The sequence below is a fragment of the bacterium genome (genome assembly GCA_022763185.1).
Lineage (GTDB): Bacteria > Bdellovibrionota_G > JALEGL01 > JALEGL01 > JALEGL01 > JALEGL01.
The window spans coordinates 91,397-110,407 of the sequence record JALEGL010000008.1 but is presented as its reverse complement, the minus strand read 5'-3'; the positions used below and the strand labels follow the sequence as shown (position 1 = coordinate 110,407).

Here is a 19,011-nt window from a genome sequence, read left to right as displayed (position 1 = left end):
TTTATTCCTCAAAGGATCAACCATTAAAAATACTCTGGTTCATTGCCTTTTTTCCATTTGATGTTGCATCCAATACTGGGCTTTTGTTCCCAATCTACAGGTTTACCCTGCAAAATACGATCTAATGCTTTTCGTATATCTTGACCACTAACTTTAGTTGGATTCCCTGGCCTGCTATCATCTAATTGTCCTCGATACTGTAATGCATGCTTTGCATCAAAAACATAAAAGTCAGGTGTACATGCAGCATGCAAAGCTTTTGCAAAACTTTGCTCCTCATCCAATAAAAATGGGAAAGACCATTGCATATCACGATGCAATTGCTGCATATTTTCTGGTCCATCTTGAGGATAGTTTTCAATATCATTTGCGTTAACCGCGAGTATCACTAAACCTTTGTCTTGATAGTCTTTTTCCAAGCGAGAAAATTCATGCCAGACATGCTTAACATAGGGGCAGTGATTACAAATAAACATAATCAGCACAGGCCTATCTTTCACATCACTCTTAGTTAGATACTTATTGGACACCACGTTCAATAAGCTAAACTCAGGAAGATGTTGTCCTAAACCTATCATTTGTGATTCTGTCAATGCCATAAACAACTCTCTTTTTTCTATAAAAATGAATACAAGCTTAAACCTTACGCTGTCTTATCATATTCAATTTTTTTTTAAACTTTAGTTTATTGATTCTACTTTATGATCAATGCCCTGATAGCTGTCACTAAGCTTTTCTAAAGCCCTTAAAATCAAACCGTGAAATGTAAGTTATTTTGATCTCTTGGTCTCAGTACGATAATACGTTAGACATGAACTTGCATAAAGAATGGAACAGAAGACAGTTTTTACAATTTATAGGCAAAAACTCTGCATTACTATCAGGTTTTAGTGTTTTGCCAGCATCATGCATGAAGTCTCCCAAAGTTGCTGCCCCTATTAAAAATTTAGCCCCAAGCTTAAAAGATGACGTTAGACTTGTTGAAGACTTACGTTATTCTGTCCTGGTCTCATGGGGAGATCCCATTTCAAAAACCCATAGTTTTGGTTTTAACTGTGATTACATCAACTATGTACCCTTAAGTAAAAACAATAAAAGTCTGTTTTTTATGGTTAACAATGAGTACCCCAATGACAAATATGTCAGCGGTTACTTACAAGGTAAAAAAACAAAAACGCAAGCAGATAAAGAACAACAAAGTGTAGGCTGCTCTTTATTTAAAGCAGATCAAGTCAAACACGGACAATGGAAAGTGGACACGTCATACCCATACAACCGTCGTATAGATGCACAAACTAAAATTCCTTTTGCGGGTGGTCAAGCCATTCTTAATCGTACGCATGCAGTTGGTACTTTAGGCAACTGCGCCGGTGGAAAAACTCCATGGAATACTTTTTTAAGCTGTGAGGAAAACTATCAAGATTATTATGGTGAGCGAGATCCAAAAACAGGAAAAATCAATAAAGACAACCCTTACTATGCATCACAATGGGAAGACATCTATGCTTATCCCCCTGAACATTATGGCTGGGTGGTTGAAATTGACCCTTTGAGCTCAGATCCAGGCAAAAAGCTAACCAGTTTAGGTCGATTTGCCCACGAAAGCGCTACTGTCACTCAAGCCAAAGATGGTCGTCCAGTGGTTTATATGGGTGACGATAAAGAAAATGAATTTATCTATAAGTTTATTGCTGACAAAACCAACAGTCTTGAAACAGGAACCTTGTATGTTGCAGATACCAATAACAATCAATGGCTCCCTTTAACCTTAAATAATACCAAACTAAAACAAAGCTACAAAAGCCAATTGGATATTTTAATTCATGCTCGAGAGGCTGCCAGAATGATTGGTGCCACCCCACAAGATAGACCAGAAGATGTTGAGTTAGATCAAGACGGTAATATTTATATTGCACTGACAAAAAATGGTCAGACCAACAACCCCCACGGTTCCATTCTAAAAATGACAGAGGACAATAATGACCCCCTTTCCTTAAGCTTTAAACATGAAACGTTTATTGCAGGTGGAGAAAAAACAGGTTTTGCTTGTCCAGATAATATTGAGTTTGATCCCAAAGGCAACCTTTGGTTTACGACCGATATTTCGGGCCATAAAGTAGGTAAAGGTGATTATAAAGCCTTTGGTAACAATGGCTTGTTTGTGGTTTTAAAAGAAGGTCCGCAAGCAGGGATGCCCATTCAAGTTGCTTCAGCGCCAATAGATGCTGAGTTTACCGGTCCAAAATTCAGCCCTGATGGAAAGACCTTATTCCTTTCTGTACAACATCCCGGTGAAATGACACAAGAGCTTGATAAGCCAACAAGTCATTGGCCTGATGGCGGCAACAGCAAGCCAAAGCCTAGTGTTATTTGTATTGCCGGAAAGTTTTTAGATAAGATCAGTGCTGTATAAAACTAGCCATTGGCCAAGACATACATTTCCAATACGGCGGCTAAGGAAATGTTTAAATTTTCAGCACACTGTTTTAAGGCATGTATGGTTTTGCTCTCAAGATTGAGTGTTTCAGCATTCTCATCTAAAAGAGGTCCGTTTTCTGCTGCATCTACTGCAAGAGCTATTTGCTCTTGATCGAGCTCATGTCTTACTTTTAACACTTCAGTAGAACACTGTTCCGACCCCACAAAGCGCATTAAGGCTTGGTCAATATTTCCATCCGTAATAGAGTCAATGGATACTTTAAAATCTTCACTGACCGCTAATGTTTTGGCTTTAACCGAATTGTTTAAAGCAAAAATTAAACATAACACCACACTCAGTATTCTTAATTTTCTTGTTAGTTTTTTATTGTCGTTACGGCAAACTTCCTTAATTTTTCTCATGCCACTAAATATTGCATAGGTTATGCCAAACAATAGAGCATTTTAAATCAATAATTTTAAACAGTTACATCATAATTAGAGTGAGCAAAAAAATACCACTGGACTCTATAGACGCAGGCTTTATTGTCTTACAAAGTGACAGGTATAGCCACCAGGATTTTTTTGCAAATAATCTTGATGATAATCCTCAGCTGAATAAAACGGCCTTTGTTCAACAACTTCGGTCACAATAGGTTTGGACCAAAAACCAGATTCTTCAACTTTAGCAATCACATCTTGCGCAGTTTTTCGTTGCTCTTCATTTTGATAAAATATTGCGGATCGATACTGACTTCCCACATCATTGCCTTGCTGATTGAGGGTAGTAGGATCATGCATTTTAAAAAAGAACTCTAAAATCTGTTCAAAACTAATTTTACTCGGGTCAAACTCAATTTTTATAGCTTCGGCATGCCCTGTATTACCCGTTTTTACTTGCTCATATTTTGGGTTTTCTAGATCTCCACCCGTATAGCCAACTTCTGTGCTTAAAACACCCTCTAATTGTCTAATTAACTGTTCAACACCCCAAAAACAGCCTCCTGCTAAAATTGCTGTATCTTTTTGAACCTTTTTCATTGTATGCTCCCCCTCAAATAAAGACTTAAACTCTGCGTAACCTTCTTTTTCTAAATCCTTGACTGGCACAAATCTCAACGCTGCTGAATTAATACAATAACGCATGCCCGTGGGTGCCGGTCCATCTGGAAAAACATGCCCTAAATGCGAATCAGCATGTTTTGAGCGAACTTCTGTACGCTTCATGAATAATTTTCTGTCTTCTTTTTCAACGATGTTGTTTTTTTCCACAGGACGCGTAAAACTTGGCCAACCCGAGCCTGAATCGTATTTATCCAAGGATGAAAACAAGGGCTCTCCAGAAACAACATCGACATAAATACCAGGCTCTTTGTGATCCCAATATTGATTGGCAAAGGCTCTTTCTGTGCCATTGTTTTGTGTGACTTGATAACTTTCAGAATCTAAAGTTTCTTTTAATGTTTCTTGACTCGGCTTGCAGTATTGCTTTTCACTCATAGCGTATGCATAACATTTTCATCTCCATGACTCAACGCAATCCTAGTTTTTTATTCTGAATGCGGCAATGTTTTGGGGATCAGTGAAATCATGCTATTTTCAAGTCATGACTTTGTTTGAAAAAATTATAGCCAAAGAACTTCCATCCACCGTTCTTTATGAAGATGAACGCTGTATCTGCATCAAAGATGTTGCACCGCAGGCAAAAGTGCATGCCCTACTCATCCCCAAGTTAGCCATTCCTTCACTCAATGACTTAACCCAAGATCATCAAAATTTAATTGCCCACATGATGTTACAAATCCCTAAAATAGCTTCCGATTTGGGGCTATCTGAAACAGGATACAGAGTGGTCAACAACATTGGACAACATGGTGGACAAAGTGTCCCTCATCTACACTTTCATATTCTTGGGGGCGAACAACTCTCTGGTAACTTTGCTTAGGAGACCTTAAGTATGTACAAAGCAGATTTTCCTCTTAATCGCATGCGCAGACTCAGAAAAAGCTCATGGCTACGTGACTTGGTGGCTGAAACATCCTTATCCGCCCAAGACTTTATTTGGCCATGCTTTGTTATTGATGGCACAAACAAACAAGAAGCCATCAACAGCATGCCCGGTGTTTTTAGGTACAGCATTGATCTCTTGGTTAAAAAAGCCAAAGAGGCCCAAGACCTGGGCATTCCCTGCATTGCCTTGTTTCCCAAAATCGATCCAAGTTTAAAAACCGATGACGGCATTGAAGCCACAAATCCCAACAATTTAATTTGCAGAGCGGTTGCGGCTGTTAAGGTTACTTGCCCTAATTTAGGCATCATGTGCGATGTGGCTTTAGATCCCTACACCACGCACGGTCATGATGGAATCTTGGATGCTCAAGGCAATATTGATAACGATGAAACGGTTGAAATTTTAAGCCAACAAGCCTTGGTGCAAGCGCAAGCAGGTTGTGATATTTTAGGTCCCTCGGACATGATGGATGGCCGTATCAAGGCTATTCGCAATACCCTTGAACATGCTCAGTTTCATAACACGCTGATCATGTCTTATGCTGCAAAATATGCTTCTGCTTTTTATGGCCCTTTTAGAGATGCGGTGGGTTCAAAGTCCAATTTAAAAACCGATAAACGCACTTACCAACAAAATCCAGCCAATGCCCTAGAAGCTCTAGATGAAGTGGAACAAGATTTAAAAGAAGGCGCAGATATGGTTATGGTTAAACCCGGTCTTCCATACTTGGATATTATTCATAGAGTACAAACGACATTTAAAGTACCAACCTTTGCCTATCATGTCAGCGGGGAGTATAGCATGCTCAAAGCTGCGGCAGAAAAAGGCTATTTGGATGACCAGGCCTGTATGTTAGAAAGCCTCATTGCCTTAAAAAGAGCTGGCTGCAGTGGCATTCTTACTTACGCTGCTCAGGATATAGCAAAACAACTTTAATTTTATAGAGTAAGATCAAGAGCCTGAGGTTTTACAGGCTGTTTCATCCATCAGACTTAGCTGTAAACACACTGCATACATGGCATCGATCCAATCTTGCACATGCTCTACTTCCTCTTCATCTCGCAAGTTTTCATGCACCCAAGCATAATCTTGTTCTGGGCAATCTTGGTAGCTACTACCTATAATATGGTTTTTAGCCATAAGATAAAGGGTGTTTTGTTTCTGTGTGTAACTGGAAGACGATGAAAGCTTCTGGGCACTGAGCGTTTGACCAAAATAATCTTTGTATCGCTCGTAGATCCAATACATATTGCCGGCATAGCCCAAAGCTGTCAAAGCACCCATAGCAATAGCGCCAATACGGATGTACCGTAAATTATGAGCTTTAATGCTAGTTCTTAAGTGACCCACCTCATCTGAAATAGCAGAGGCTCTTAAATTGGCTTCATTGAGATTTGCTTTTGCATCGTTTAATAATTGTTGGAGTCTTTGCGAGTCGGCTCTAATTTTTTGAACTTCTATGGCAACATTACGCTGACCGTTTGCAAACAATTCATTCTCGAGCTTTGTAATTTTTTCAATAACGTCATCAAGCTCTGCCGTTGATACCGTTTGTCCAGCTCTGGACATAACATCTACCCGTGTTTCAAGCGCTCTTTGCTCCCGCAACAAACCCCACCAGTTATTCAAACCAGCTTCATCAACATTTGACAGTTGCCGTGTCAGCCCATCCAACTGTTGATGCGGAGGAACCGTTACTCCCTCTGAATTAAAAACCCCGTTTAAAACAACACCTGATCTGGCTTGTGCTCTTGCCACCCGCATTTCATTGATTGTACTGGCAGCATTTCTTCTTTGTTGTGCAATTTGCAGATCTAAACGCTGTTGGTCTTGCAATAAACTATTCATTTTACTATTTAAAGATTTCAAAACCATTTGATGGCGTAAAACAATAAAACCACCAACGCTAAGAGAACCAGCACCAAATATTTTCCAACGTGAATCAGCACTTTCTTCGGACTCTATTATGGCTTGCTCAAGCTGAGGATGAACTTTTTCTTTGACATAATTTAGCAACTCTAGCTTTTTACGATTGAGCTGTTCTTGATTTTGCGCAAAGACCGTTTTTGTTGAGCAAAAAAGTAAAAAAACAATCCCTACAATTTGTCTAAGTAACATATTGCGACATTGTTTATCGCTTCAACAAGCACCTTGTCAAGACATAAAAAACACTTTAATGCATCGCATAATTATGGTATGTATTTTATACAATGAGATGGCTACTGTTCATATTTCAAGTGTATTGTTTATTAGGCCATGCCTATGCGCAAAACCATGACGCTGAATCTTTGCCTCCAGAGTTCATTCAAGAATTTCAATTTTCTCAATCAGGCATGTATTCTGGACAAGATCAGCAAGAACCCTACTATATTCATCGTGAACCGCACCGAGACTACCCTGAATATCAGCTTTATCTACTGTGCCCTTACATTAAGCTTGAGGAAGCTGAAGACACGTATTATTTATTCAATAATATGGACATTTATAACCATAGAACACGCAGCTATTATGACAAAAACGGGCACCTGCATACCGTTGATGCTAAAGGCATAGATTGTATTCATATTATTGATGATGGCTGGGTCTTAATTGACCCTAGCGCTTACCCGGTTTTCTCTCAAGATCAAGCGCATGGAGCTCTTAGCCTTACAAGTCAAATCGCTGTAAGTATGATACCTGGAACATATGTTGGTAGACTTGTCTTTATGGGCAGTCGGTATGGCTTTCAAGTCGCCGGTGGGGTTACTTTAGGGTCAAATGCCGTAACCATAGGTGCGACCGTACTTGCCGCAGGAACAACTGAAGTTTTAAGCTTTTTATTGATTGAAAAAATAAATGATCTGATGAATCAAGCTTCCAATCGTTTAGATAGACCATGGTACCAAAGACTGTCTTATCGTTATTTAACCGCAGATGCTGATATAACTGAAGCACCCTATGTTGTTGGAGACGGTATAGAAAAAACTGAGTTTTCAAGCAATGAAAAAGTAACCTTGGGAGATAAAGTTCGTGTCATTAATATTGCATCAAAACTTTACTGTTACTTTAATTCTAAAGATTGTTTAATTGGTCAAAAAAAATACTTGCGCACCACGTCTATGAATCAGGAACTATGTGACGGGGAGGCAAACACTTGTGACCTACCCTTTATAAAACTTTGGTTTGACCGCGAACAATACAATGAAGATCTTCCTTCTATGGATCCTCACTTACAAAAAAAAATAAGCACCAGTATAGGTTTAGGTCCTTATATCTGGTATTGAGTTTATTAAACTACAACAGAGTTTTTATCTTTGCTGCTTTTTAGAAAACTTTTCTATTATTTCAATCTGTAAAGCCACCAAAGCTAAACTAAACAATCTCTCTAGCATATGATAGACTTGACACTTTAAGGCTTGCTGCAGAATAATCGGGTCAACTCTATAATAACATCCTTCAAACTCTGAAGTACAACTTGGAGCTGTAAAAACATAACCATAGCTACAAACAAAAAAACAACGCTCCCGTGCTAAAAATCAATTGAATTACTGTTTTATTTTTAACACTTAGCCCTACACACTACTTACAAAATAATAGGCGCGTTTTTGTCTTTATCAAACATGTGAACTGTATCCACCAGTCTAAAAATACGGCTTTGGTAAGACATAACCAATGAGTGGGTTCTGGCTCCGCCACCAAAATAACGAATCCCTGTCAACAAATCTCCACTGGTTACACCGGTACATGCAAAAACAATATTCTCTCCTGGTGCAAGATCATTGGTGTGAAGCACCTTATCTAAATTATCATGGCCCATTTTTTTAGCACGTTGTTTTTCTTCATCGTTTCTAAAGCAAAACTTAGCCTGAATTTCTCCCCCCAAACATTTAAGAGCCGCTGCAGCCAATACACCCTCAGGTGCTCCTCCAATCCCCATCACTGCATGGATATTGGTTCCACGAATGGCACAACTGATGGCGGCAGACAAATCTCCATCACCAATCAATTTGATTCTTGCGCCAGCTTTACGCACTTGCTCAATCAGCTCTTTATGCCGCGGTCTATCCAAAATAACCACGGTTAAATCACTGACTTCACGTTTTAAAGCTTTGGCTATTCTATTTAGATTTTCTTTGGGTTCAAGGTTAATATCCACTTGTCCAGCAGACGTTGGTCCCACACACAACTTATTGAGATAGGTATCTGGAGCATGCATCAAACCACCTTTTTCTGATGCCGCCAGTACGGTAATGGCATTGGCTTGACCAGTGGCCACCAAATTGGTCCCTTCAAGTGGGTCAACCGCAATATCAATTTCTGGCAAATACTGACTCTCATTGCCATTTTTATAACGGCCCACTTTTTCACCTATATACAGCATGGGTGCTTCATCTCGCTCGCCTTCACCAATCACAATGGTGCCACACATATCAATATCATCCATGGTCTTGCGCATGGCTTGCGTGGCCAGCTGATCTGCTTCATTTCTATCACCTTTTCCCATCAAACGGGCACAGGCAATGGCTGCGTCCTCAGTGATTCTAATGCATTCCGGTGAAAGTGTTTTTTCCATGTTTTTCCCTTAATTTTCTAAGTTTTCCCATCAAATCGGCTCACTTGACGGAAAAATAATCATATCTTCCACAATTGCTATATTGAAATTTGACATTTATGGCAAAAATCGGCCATAAAAGCTGTGCTTTTTATTATTTTATGACAAAATTGCACAAAACCCGACGTGTTACGCAATATTTAAGTACACGCACAAAAGTAAAGGAACCGTCTTATGGCCAAAAAACTTGTAATTGTTGAGTCCCCAACCAAAGCCAAAACCATTAAAAAATTTCTTCCCAAAGGCTTTAGTGTAGAAGCCAGCTTTGGACATGTCCGAGACCTTCCACAAACTGCAGCCGATGTCCCAGCAAAATACAAAAAAGAACCTTGGGCACGTCTAGGCATCAATGTTGAAAATGACTTTGAACCTTTGTATGTCACCCAAAGGGGTAAGGGTAAAATCATTACCCAACTGCGCAAACTGCTTAAAGAAGCCGATGAACTGTATCTGGCAACAGATGAAGATAGAGAGGGAGAAAGTATTTCTTGGCATTTGCTCCAATTGCTCAAACCCAAAGTCCCCGTCAAACGCATGGTCTTTCATGAAATCACCAAAGCTGCCATTACTCAAGCACTGCAAGATTGCAGAGATGTTGATCAACGCCTGGTCTCTTCACAGGAAACCCGTCGTATTTTAGATAGATTGGTTGGTTTTACATTATCTCCCTTAATCTGGAAAAAAATAGCCTATGGCTTATCTGCTGGTCGCGTGCAGTCAGCTGGCTTACGCTTACTGGTTGAGCGTGAGCGTGAACGCATGAAGTTTGTTCAGGCAGAATACTGGGATCTAAAAGCCACCTTGAATAAAGATAAAATTGATTTTGAAGCCAAATTTATCAGTCATGAGGGTAAACGTCTTGCAACAGGTAAAGACTTTAACCCAGAAACAGGTAAGCTTTTTAAACCACAAGATTATGTGGTTTTTAATGAAGATCAAGTCACAAAGATTAAAGATAAGCTAGATAAAGCAAGTTGGACCGTGCAAAGCGTAGAATTTAAAGACTTTACCTCCAACCCTGCAAAACCCTTTATCACCTCAACCTTGCAACAAGAATCCAACCGTAAATTAGGTATGTCGGCCCGGCAAACCATGCGTACAGCTCAGGCATTGTATGAACAAGGTTTGATCACATATATGAGAACAGACTCTCCTACGCTATCCAAGCAAGCCATTGAAGGCGCCCGTAAAAGTGTAGAAAAACTGTATGGCAAGGAGTACTTGTCATCCACAGTAAGACAATACAGTGGTAAAAAAGGTGCGCAAGAGGCGCATGAAGCCATCCGTCCTGCTGGCAATGAGTTTGTTCACCCCAAAGATACCGGTGTATCTGGACAAGAATTGGCTTTGTATGACTTAATTTGGAAACGTACCTTGGCCTGCCAAATGGCAGAAGCCAAAAAACGCTCGATGATTGTAAAACTTGAGGCAGAAGATTCAGTGTTTCAGGCCAGCGGTATGACCATTGTATTTCCTGGTTTTTTAAGAGCCTACGTTGAAGGAAAAGATGATCCAGATGCTGCTTTGGATGATAAAGAAAACCTATTGCCCGACTTAAAAGAAAACGATAGCGTTAAACTATCTGAGCTTTTGGTGGATGGTCATAAAACCAAACCTGTTGCACGCTTCACTGAAGCATCTTTGGTACAACGTTTGGAAAAAGAAGACATTGGTCGACCGTCTACCTATGCCTCTATCATCAGCACTATTCTTGATCGCAACTACGCGCGCAAACAAGGAACAGCCTTGATTCCTAGCTTCACTGGCTTCGTGGTGATGCAACTTTTAGAAAAACATTTTGCTGATTTGGTCGACTACGGCTTTACTTCAAAAATGGAAGAAACCTTGGATGAAATTGCTGTTGGCAAACAAGAATCTCTTCCATATTTAAAAAGCTTTTACTTGGGAAAAAATGGCTTACTCAAACAAGCAGAAAGAAAAGAAGAAGAGATTAACGCCGATGAATCCAGGCAGGTTTATCTTAATCAGGACTTTGATGCCCAGATACGCGTTGGCCGTTTTGGGCCTTTCTTGGTGAAACCGGGCGATAAAAATGCTGGTGTTGAAGACGTGCGTGCCTCCATCCCTGAAGACGTTGCCCCTGCTGATTTAAGCCAGGAAATGGTCAAAGATATTATTGAAGCTTCAGAAAAAGGCCCTGAATCCATTGGCAAACACCCTGATACAGGCGAAGATATTTATGTACTGATTGGACGATATGGCCCTTATGTTCAATTGGGTGAAGTAACCGATGACAACCCCAAACCCAAACGTGCCAGCGTAACGCGTGAATACGATTACAGAAACTTAAGCTTAGAGGATGCGGTTAAACTTTTAGTTTTACCTTATGAGGTGGGCAAGCACCCAGAAACCGGTTTACCTATCATTGCCAACAAAGGCCGCTTTGGTCCATACTTATCCCACAACGACGAAACCCGCTCAGTCAAAAAAGATGATGATATCTATACTCTAACTTTAGAACGTGCAGTTGAAATTTTAGCGGAAGAACGTGTGGGCCGCCGTGGATCCAAAACCATCAAAGACTTGGGCAAACATCCAGAAACCAATAAAAAAGTGGTGGTCATGGAAGGTAAGTACGGTCCCTACATCAAACATGGCAGCAAAAACTTTAAGCTCCCTGAAGATCAAAAAGCCGAAGACGTCACCATGGAGATTGCTGTAAAAATATTAGAATAGTATACGTTCTGAATGAAATAAAAAGATCAAAAAAATGGTAAGGTTTTTAGCCTCCCTAGCTCAGTTGGTAGAGCAACTCATTCGTAATGAGTAGGTCGCCAGTTCGATTCTGGCGGGAGGCTCCAAACTAAATTTTAGGCCTAAATTTTAAAAATACTTTTTAAATCACGGTTAAAAATTTGTTTGATATCTATTATCGTATATATCCCACAAGCGATGTATATTTCTATCACAGGCCTAAAACCTAAAAATTTTATAGCAAGGTTAAAGTTTTATCGCTACGCCATTCCTTGCTTTAATCAAGCAAGGAATGCATCTGGTAACGTCTATTGCCAAACAAAAAATGTTAACGGTTATGCGCACACCCTTACCGCTTGGGAAAGCAAAGAAGATATGCAGCGTTTTCTTTATTCTGGTGTACACATGCAAGCAATCAAGCAATTTAACAACATTGCCACAGGCAAAACCCACGGCTATGAATCTGAAACTATTCCTAGCTGGCAGGAGGCCATAAAAATCTGGCAAGATAAAGCAAAAATATATTGATCAATTGGCTACAATATTCACCAAACGTCCTGGAACATAAATCACTTTTCGAATGGTTTTGCCTTGTAAGTTTTTAATAATCTTATCATCCGCTTGGGCTTTTTCTTTTATCACTTCAGCATCGGTATCTTTTTCTACCATAATACTGCTTTTCTTTTTACCATTGACCTGAATGACAATCTCAATGGCTTGTGATGCAATCAAAGCTTCATCGTAGCTTGGCCAGGATTCTTGACTTAACTCTGTTGTATTGCCCATCATGCTCCACAACTCTTCACAAATATGAGGGGCCATAGGGGCAAGCATTTGCAACATGGCTTTGGCAATATTGTGTGGCACAGTACTCAGTGAAGATAAACTGTTGTTTAACTGAATAATCTGGGCAATAGCTGCATTGTAGCGCATGTTTTCCATGTATTCAGTTACGGTTTTAATGCACTGATGCAATTGCATATTGAGCTCTTTACTGGCCTCTTCTTGTACAATTTTTAATTCACCGGTTTCTTCATTGACCAAATTGCGCCATAGTTTTTGTAAAAAGCGATGCACACCAACAATGGCTTCGGTATCCCAGACTTTCGACTGATCCAAAGGTCCCAAGTACATTTCATACAATCTAAAGGTATCGCAGCCATATTTTTCTATCATCTCATCGGGACTGATGGAGTTTTTAAGCGACTTACCCATTTTACCCAAGTTACGCTTGACGCTATTGCCTTCATACTCAAACTGATCTTTCGACACTTCTTTGACTTCATGGGCATTGACGTAAATACCGCGTTCATCTTGATAAGAGTAAGCCTGAATATAACCTTGGTTGAACAGCTTACCAAATGGCTCTTTAGTTTTGACATGGCCTAAATCATACAACACTTTATGCCAAAAGCGAGCATACAATAAGTGTAAGACGGCATGCTCTACCCCACCCACATATAAATCAACGCCATTGTCTCCCATCCAATAGTTTTGAGCTTCTTCACTTGCAAACTGCTCTGTATTTTTTGGGTCTAAAAAGCGAAGATAGTACCAACAAGAACCTGCCCATTGAGGCATGGTATTGAGTTCACGTTGATAATGGACTCCATTTTTTTCAACTTCTTTCCAAGCTTTTTCTGCCCGTGACAATGAAGGTTGTGGTTCCTCATCTGCTGATAAACCGCCGGTTGGCCTAAAGTCTTCTAAAGGGGGTAAAACTACAGGTAGATTTTTTTCTTCTACCCCCACACTCACGTCATTGTCTTTGTGTAGGACTGGGAAAGGTTCACCCCAATAACGTTGTCTGCTAAACAACCAGTCTCTTAATTTGTATTGAATTTTTTTAAAGCCCTTGCCTTGGTTGTGTAAAAAATCAATGATCTTATTTTTTGCATCTTGTGAACTTAAACCATTGATATCCAATTGCTCTGAGGCTGAGTTTAACGCTTTATGATAATCACTGTAGCATTCATCCAATTTAGAACATTGTTGTTCATACTCTTTAATACTTGCAAGCTTATGTTTTTTTAACCATGCTTGATCTGGCTCAACCACAGGTTTAATTTCAATGTCATATTGTTTAGCAAAAGCAAAATCTCTTTCATCATGTGCGGGCACCGCCATAACAGCACCTGTACCATAATCCATTAAGACATAATTGGCGGTCCAAATGGGAATATTATCTCCAGTTATGGGATGTATAGCGTAGGCTCCAGTAAACATCCCTATTTTTTTATCTTCTTCATCATAGCCGGTATTGGCTTGTAAAGTTTCGCACTCTTCAATAAAATTGTTGAGCTGGTCTTGTTTTTCATTTGGAACCAATTCTTTAAGTAAAGGATGCTGAGCTGCCAAAACCATAAATGTACAGCCCATCAGAGTGTCTGGCCGCGTGGTAAACACATCTATGCTTTCATCCAAATCATTTATGGAAAACTTAACTTGGGCACCGGTGCTTTTACCAATCCAATTCTTTTGCATTTCTTTAACGGCAAGGGGCCAATCAACTGCCTCTAAATCATCAATCAGACGATCGGCATACTTGGTGATTCTTAAGGTCCATTGTTTGAGTGGACGTTTGTAAACCGGATAATTGCCCCGTTCAGAACGGCCTTCATTGGTGACCTCTTCGTTGGCTAAAACAGTACCCAACTCAGGGCACCAATTGACAGGCACTTCTGCTTGATAGGCCAAGCGGTATTGAGATAAAATGCTTTCTTGCTCAACTTCATTTAAACTATCCCAATTGACCTTTGGGTCTTTCTTTAAATTTTCAATCAAATGTTCTATAGGTTTGGCTTTTTGCTCTTGCTCATCAAAGTAGCTGTTGAACAATTGTAAAAAAATCCATTGCGTCCACTTGTAATACTCTGGGTCTGTTGTAGAGATCTCTCTATCCCAATCATAGCTTAAAGCACAGTCTTTAAGCTGTCTGCGCATGTTATCAATATTTTTTTGAGTGGTGACCTCTGGATGTGTTCCTGTTTCAATGGCATATTGTTCCGCAGGCAAACCAAAAGCATCAAAGCCCATGGGATGCAAAACATTAAAGCCTTGCATGCGTTTGTAACGCGCAACAATATCGGTTGCAATGTAACCTAAAGGATGACCAACGTGTAAACCTTTGCCAGAAGGGTACGGAAACATATCTAAGACATAATACTTAGGCTTATTGGCATCAAAGCCGGCATCCCCAGGATTAAGGGCTTTAAAGGTCTTGTTTTCTTGCCAGTGCTGCTGCCATTTCTTTTCAATATCGGCAAAGGTGTACATTTTCATAAGTTCCGAGTATACCATTTTCACTGAGAGGTAAACCCGATGAAAGCAGAAATAAAAAATATTTTAGAAGACTTTGAATTTATGAGTGACTGGGAAGACAAGTACACTTATATCATTGAACTCGCCAAAAAAATGCCTGCTATTGATGACCAATACAAAACCGATCAATACAAAGTTGAAGGCTGCATGAGCAATGTCTGGCTTGCCATTGATGAAGATAAAACCACACCTGATGCTATATATTTCCATGCAGACAGCGACGCAATTATCGTGAAAGGTTTAGTTGCCTTACTCATGGCCATATACAATAGTCAGTCTCCACAGGATATAGCTCAAACCGATATTGAAAACATTTTCAAAAAGCTTGGTTTAGAAAGTCACCTCAGCCCCATACGACGCAATGGCTTTTATTCTATGGTTAAAACCATTCAATCTTATGCGCAAAATCAGCCAAGCTAAGGGCCATGCTTAGCTTAAGTTTGGCTGGACTGAACATACTATAACAAGGCTTGCACACACAAAACACAAGCCTTGTTCATTTTAATAAACATTGCAAAACCTTCAATGGAGAACTTATCGTTTAAACGGATCAAAGTCTTCAATGCTGGCACAGTCCTCTTGCACTTCGAGTTCGAAAGCTTCATTAAACCTAGGAATAAGCTGCACCAAGCGCTGCATGCCAAAAACATGGTTTTTACCCACAATTACAGAAAGTGTATCAGAAGTTTCAATACTATTTTCTTGTATGTAGTCATAGATATTATCAAGAAACATGTAGTTTTTGTTGATTAGGCTGTATTCAATGTATTCTTCAATCAGTTGAGGATGTATACGGTCAATGTAATCGATTTGATTACCTTTAAAATTAATTAAGCTATCTCGCTGTGCTTTTATCTCTTCATTGCTGGCGATACTGTATTCTTTTTTTGCTTGTGCAAGCCCTGGATCATCAACAATGGCCATTACGGCGGCTTTTTTATCTTGATAGAAATAATTCAAATAATTGGTCATAGCAGTATTGATTGGGTTCAAATTAGCTACAACCGTTAAATTATTGTTTTTTAATGCAGTATCAACTTGAGAGTGAACAGTTTTTACTTGTTCCAAATCATGAAGCATTTCATTATCATTTATCACTATTTCATCAACCTCTGGAATATATCTGTTGTAATTTTCCATAGTGAAAAACATGCTTAGCATGCTGCCTAAAGCATTTCTTAGACTAACATAAACTTTTTGATTAAAGTTTGGAACTGGATTTCCTTTAGCATAATAAAGCATATTGGCTTGATGTAAATAGGCTCTAACCATCTGTAAAAAATAATGCCCGGGTGCATAAATTCTTGGTGACTCAAGTCCAAAAGGATTTAAGCTTTGTCCATCATAAGCAAGCTGATTTTCTAAACCTAAATAAAAATTATCACTTAAAATAGTAAGTGTTTTTAACTTTTCAGTTTGCTCTGGACATTTTCCAACACCATGTAACTCTGGATACAAATTTATTATGATTTTTTGCGCAAATAAATACGGTGAAAATAATATAACCAAACAATATAAAATATTTCTCATGTTTCCCCCAAAACAAAGATGAACAAATCTAGAATTGATTTTACATAGCATAGAATTATTGGCAGATTCAAGGCTTAAATTTTAGAAATCTACCCCAATGATAAAGCTGCAAAAATTAAATTTTTTTCTAAACAGTAGGATTATTTTTTGATTTTAAACAGTCTTACAAAATAAAAAAGAGCGGTGTCCAAAAGACTACCGCTCTTTTTGAGCTGTATATCGATACCCAGAAATAAATACTATGCGATCATCGGAGCAATCACCAAAGACACAATAGACATCAATTTAATCAAGATGTTCATTGATGGTCCGCTGGTATCTTTGAATGGATCACCCACTGTGTCACCAACTACAGTTGCTTTATGAGCTTCAGAGCCTTTGCTCTCGCCTTCTATTTCACCATTTTCAATGGCTTTTTTGGCATTATCCCAAGCACCACCGCCATTGGACATAAACAAAGCCATCAATACACCGGTTACAGTTGCACCCGCCAAAGTTCCACCTAAAGCCTCTGCACCTAAACCAAAACCAATGACAACAGGAGATACAACGGCCACAAGACCAGGGACAACCATTTCTTTTAATGCAGCACTGGTTGAAATTTCCACACAGCGGGCTGAATCAGGTTTAACGCCTTCTTTACCTTCAAGCAATCCAGGGATTTCTCTAAACTGGCGTCTGATTTCATCTACCATATATCCGGCAGCTCTACCCACACTGGTCATGGTATAAGCACCAACAAAGAAAGGTAAAACACCACCCAGCAATAAACCAATCACAACTTTAGCATCAGTGATGGCAATCACAATGGCACTGTCTCCTCGCATGGCTCTGACATAATCTATCCCTTGTGTATAAGCTGCAAACAAAGCTAAGGCAGTCAAAGCAGCAGAACCAATGGCAAAACCTTTACCTACAGCAGCTGTTGTGTTGCCCAAAGCATCCAAACCATCTGTGATTTTTCTGACGTCTTCACCCAAACCGCTCATTTCAGAAATTCCTCCTGCGTTATCGGCAATAGGACCATAGGCATCCACAGACATGGTTACACCCACGGTTGCTAGCATACCGACAGCTGCTAGAGCAATTCCGTACAAACCGCCCAAACTATTGGCAAAAAAGATGGCAATGGCAATCATAATGATGGGCATCACACAGCTTTCTAAACCAACGGCAAGACCTGCAATAATATTTGTAGCTGCTCCTGTTTGAGAAGCTTTAGCAATTCTACGTACTGGTGCAGCACTAGTATAATATTCAGTAACCAAACCAATGCAGGTTCCGGCAATGGTTCCCACCAAAATGGCGTAAAACAAACCGTTGCTGATTGGAAGGCAGTTAACAATAAAGTAACTGGCCAATAAAAATAAACCCGCCGCAATAAAAGTTGAATAACGTAAAGCTTTGGCTGGATCAGAATCTTTTAACACTTTAATAGAAGCAATTCCTACCAGTGAAGCACCCAGGCCAGCTAAAGCTAACATAAGTGGTAAGCCCATCAATGCAGACCTTAAAACACTTTCTTCAACACCACTGCCATCACCCAAGCTTACCAATGCCGTACCAACAACAGTGGCACCCAAAGCTATTGTAGCAATGATAGATCCAACATAGGATTCAAAAATATCAGCACCCATACCGGCTACATCGCCAACATTATCACCAACATTATCAGCAATAACGCCAGGGTTTCTTGGATCATCTTCAGGAATACCCGCTTCAACTTTACCTACAAGGTCAGCTCCAACATCTGCAGCTTTGGTATAAATACCGCCACCTACACGTGCAAAAAGAGCAATGGAGCTGGCGCCCATGGAAAAACCATTGATCACTTGCGCAGTTTCAGGACTGCCGTACATCCAAAATAAAATACCCACACCTAACAAGCCTAAAGAAGCCACGGATAGGCCCATCACTGAGCCGCCTAAGAAGGCTACACTCAAAGCTGCTGCTTGACCTTGATCTTTTGCTGCAGCTGTTGTTCTGACATTGGATTTGGTGGCAGATTTCATCCCAAAGAAACCTGCAAATACAGAACATAAGGCACCAAATATAAAAGCTATGGCTGTATTAACATCCAGTTTCCAAGCCATCAATGCCGCAACAATGATGACAAAACCAGTTAAAATTTGATATTCACGTTTTAAAAATGCCATGGCACCATCTTCAATGGCTAAAGCAATTTCTTTCATTCTATCTGTACCAGTTGCTCTACTTTTGATATTTAAATATATCAAAAATGCAACCACCAAACCTGCAATACCCGCAACTGGGGTTGCCAATTTCAAAGTTTCCATATCCATTTTTTATAACTCCTTACATTGAACTAAAGTGATATCAGTAATTTTGCTTCCATAACGGTGAAATATAAAAAAATCAACTATCCATTGAAAATGATTACAAGATTTTTGACATTATGCTGGCT

General features: G+C 39.7%; 15 protein-coding genes and 1 tRNA gene. 8 read left to right on the top strand and 8 right to left on the bottom strand.

Features of this window, described 5'->3' with window-relative positions:
• Nucleotides 1–23 precede the first annotated feature (23 nt).
• A complete protein-coding gene (locus MRY82_05620; protein ID MCI5072404.1) occupies nt 24–599 on the bottom strand; it encodes a thioredoxin family protein in 576 nt (191 codons plus the stop codon).
• Between the two features lie 212 nt (nt 600–811).
• Here MRY82_05620 and MRY82_05615 point away from each other — a divergent pair, with 212 nt between their 5' ends.
• Nucleotides 812–2,413: a DUF839 domain-containing protein gene (locus tag MRY82_05615; GenBank protein MCI5072403.1), complete on the top strand. Its 1,602-nt coding sequence runs from the start codon at nt 812–814 to the stop codon at nt 2,411–2,413.
• Between the two features lie 2 nt (nt 2,414–2,415).
• Here the strand turns inward: MRY82_05615 and MRY82_05610 are convergent, their stop codons facing one another.
• Both MRY82_05610 and MRY82_05605 read right to left on the bottom strand, forming a co-directional pair.
• Nucleotides 2,416–2,841 (bottom strand): hypothetical protein, encoded by a 426-nt coding sequence (locus tag MRY82_05610; GenBank protein MCI5072402.1) that lies wholly within the window; start codon nt 2,839–2,841, stop codon nt 2,416–2,418.
• Between the two features lie 120 nt (nt 2,842–2,961).
• The gene (locus MRY82_05605) at nt 2,962–3,918 is read right to left on the bottom strand and encodes a bifunctional methionine sulfoxide reductase B/A protein (protein MCI5072401.1); all 957 of its coding nucleotides are present in this window, start codon (nt 3,916–3,918) and stop codon (nt 2,962–2,964) included.
• A gap of 82 nt (nt 3,919–4,000) precedes the next feature.
• Here MRY82_05605 and MRY82_05600 point away from each other — a divergent pair, with 82 nt between their 5' ends.
• On the top strand, nt 4,001–4,363 hold the full coding sequence (locus MRY82_05600) for a histidine triad nucleotide-binding protein (GenBank protein MCI5072400.1): 363 nt from the start codon (nt 4,001–4,003) through the stop codon (nt 4,361–4,363).
• Nucleotides 4,364–4,375: 12 nt separating this feature from the next.
• Nucleotides 4,376–5,365, top strand: coding sequence for a porphobilinogen synthase (hemB, locus tag MRY82_05595; GenBank protein ID MCI5072399.1), 990 nt, complete (start codon nt 4,376–4,378; stop codon nt 5,363–5,365).
• 15 nt (nt 5,366–5,380) lie between these two features.
• Here the strand turns inward: hemB and MRY82_05590 are convergent, their stop codons facing one another.
• Nucleotides 5,381–6,547 carry a hypothetical protein gene (locus MRY82_05590; GenBank protein ID MCI5072398.1) on the bottom strand — a complete coding sequence of 389 codons (1,167 nt, stop codon included), beginning with the start codon at nt 6,545–6,547 and terminating at the stop codon, nt 5,381–5,383.
• 119 nt (nt 6,548–6,666) lie between these two features.
• Between MRY82_05590 and MRY82_05585 the strand changes: the two genes are divergently transcribed.
• A complete protein-coding gene (locus MRY82_05585) occupies nt 6,667–7,692 on the top strand; it encodes a hypothetical protein (GenBank protein MCI5072397.1) in 1,026 nt (341 codons plus the stop codon).
• Nucleotides 7,693–7,991: 299 nt separating this feature from the next.
• On the opposite strand, the gene glpX is transcribed toward MRY82_05585, so the two are convergent.
• A complete protein-coding gene (gene glpX / locus MRY82_05580; GenBank protein ID MCI5072396.1) occupies nt 7,992–8,981 on the bottom strand; it encodes a class II fructose-bisphosphatase in 990 nt (329 codons plus the stop codon).
• 213 nt (nt 8,982–9,194) lie between these two features.
• Here glpX and topA point away from each other — a divergent pair, with 213 nt between their 5' ends.
• The 3 genes from topA to MRY82_05565 all read left to right on the top strand — a co-directional run bounded on the left by topA (nt 9,195) and on the right by MRY82_05565 (nt 12,263).
• A complete protein-coding gene (gene topA / locus MRY82_05575) occupies nt 9,195–11,717 on the top strand; it encodes a type I DNA topoisomerase (GenBank protein MCI5072395.1) in 2,523 nt (840 codons plus the stop codon).
• 49 nt (nt 11,718–11,766) lie between these two features.
• A tRNA-Thr gene (locus MRY82_05570) sits at nt 11,767–11,842 on the top strand.
• Nucleotides 11,843–11,933: 91 nt separating this feature from the next.
• Nucleotides 11,934–12,263, top strand: a complete 330-nt coding sequence (locus tag MRY82_05565) for a hypothetical protein (GenBank protein MCI5072394.1) — start codon at nt 11,934–11,936, stop codon at nt 12,261–12,263.
• Here MRY82_05565 and leuS read toward each other — a convergent pair whose 3' ends face one another.
• A complete protein-coding gene (leuS, locus tag MRY82_05560; GenBank protein ID MCI5072393.1) occupies nt 12,264–15,011 on the bottom strand; it encodes a leucine--tRNA ligase in 2,748 nt (915 codons plus the stop codon).
• A 45-nt stretch (nt 15,012–15,056) separates the two neighbouring features.
• On the opposite strand from leuS, the gene MRY82_05555 reads away from it, so the two are divergent.
• A complete protein-coding gene (locus MRY82_05555) occupies nt 15,057–15,476 on the top strand; it encodes a SufE family protein (protein ID MCI5072392.1) in 420 nt (139 codons plus the stop codon).
• 114 nt (nt 15,477–15,590) lie between these two features.
• Here MRY82_05555 and MRY82_05550 read toward each other — a convergent pair whose 3' ends face one another.
• Together MRY82_05550 and MRY82_05545 are read right to left on the bottom strand one after the other, a co-directional pair.
• The gene (locus MRY82_05550) at nt 15,591–16,586 is read right to left on the bottom strand and encodes a hypothetical protein (GenBank protein MCI5072391.1); all 996 of its coding nucleotides are present in this window, start codon (nt 16,584–16,586) and stop codon (nt 15,591–15,593) included.
• A 239-nt stretch (nt 16,587–16,825) separates the two neighbouring features.
• A complete protein-coding gene (locus MRY82_05545; GenBank protein ID MCI5072390.1) occupies nt 16,826–18,889 on the bottom strand; it encodes a sodium-translocating pyrophosphatase in 2,064 nt (687 codons plus the stop codon).
• Nucleotides 18,890–19,011: the final 122 nt, after the last annotated feature.

What these genes read in the sequence shown, in the direction of transcription:
- topA (MCI5072395.1), top strand. Translation starts at nt 9,195, where the DNA reads ATGGCCAAAAAACTTGTAATTGTTGAGTCCCCAACCAAAGCCAAAACC.
- MRY82_05620 (MCI5072404.1), bottom strand. Translation starts at nt 599, where the DNA reads ATGGCATTGACAGAATCACAAATGATAGGTTTAGGACAACATCTTCCT.
- MRY82_05590 (MCI5072398.1), bottom strand. Translation starts at nt 6,547, where the DNA reads ATGTTACTTAGACAAATTGTAGGGATTGTTTTTTTACTTTTTTGCTCA.
- MRY82_05615 (MCI5072403.1), top strand. Translation starts at nt 812, where the DNA reads ATGAACTTGCATAAAGAATGGAACAGAAGACAGTTTTTACAATTTATA.
- MRY82_05610 (MCI5072402.1), bottom strand. Translation starts at nt 2,841, where the DNA reads ATGAGAAAAATTAAGGAAGTTTGCCGTAACGACAATAAAAAACTAACA.
- MRY82_05605 (MCI5072401.1), bottom strand. Translation starts at nt 3,918, where the DNA reads ATGAGTGAAAAGCAATACTGCAAGCCGAGTCAAGAAACATTAAAAGAA.
- hemB (MCI5072399.1), top strand. Translation starts at nt 4,376, where the DNA reads ATGTACAAAGCAGATTTTCCTCTTAATCGCATGCGCAGACTCAGAAAA.
- MRY82_05550 (MCI5072391.1), bottom strand. Translation starts at nt 16,586, where the DNA reads ATGAGAAATATTTTATATTGTTTGGTTATATTATTTTCACCGTATTTA.
- leuS (MCI5072393.1), bottom strand. Translation starts at nt 15,011, where the DNA reads ATGTACACCTTTGCCGATATTGAAAAGAAATGGCAGCAGCACTGGCAA.
- MRY82_05545 (MCI5072390.1), bottom strand. Translation starts at nt 18,889, where the DNA reads ATGGATATGGAAACTTTGAAATTGGCAACCCCAGTTGCGGGTATTGCA.
- MRY82_05555 (MCI5072392.1), top strand. Translation starts at nt 15,057, where the DNA reads ATGAAAGCAGAAATAAAAAATATTTTAGAAGACTTTGAATTTATGAGT.
- glpX (MCI5072396.1), bottom strand. Translation starts at nt 8,981, where the DNA reads ATGGAAAAAACACTTTCACCGGAATGCATTAGAATCACTGAGGACGCA.
- MRY82_05565 (MCI5072394.1), top strand. Translation starts at nt 11,934, where the DNA reads ATGTATATTTCTATCACAGGCCTAAAACCTAAAAATTTTATAGCAAGG.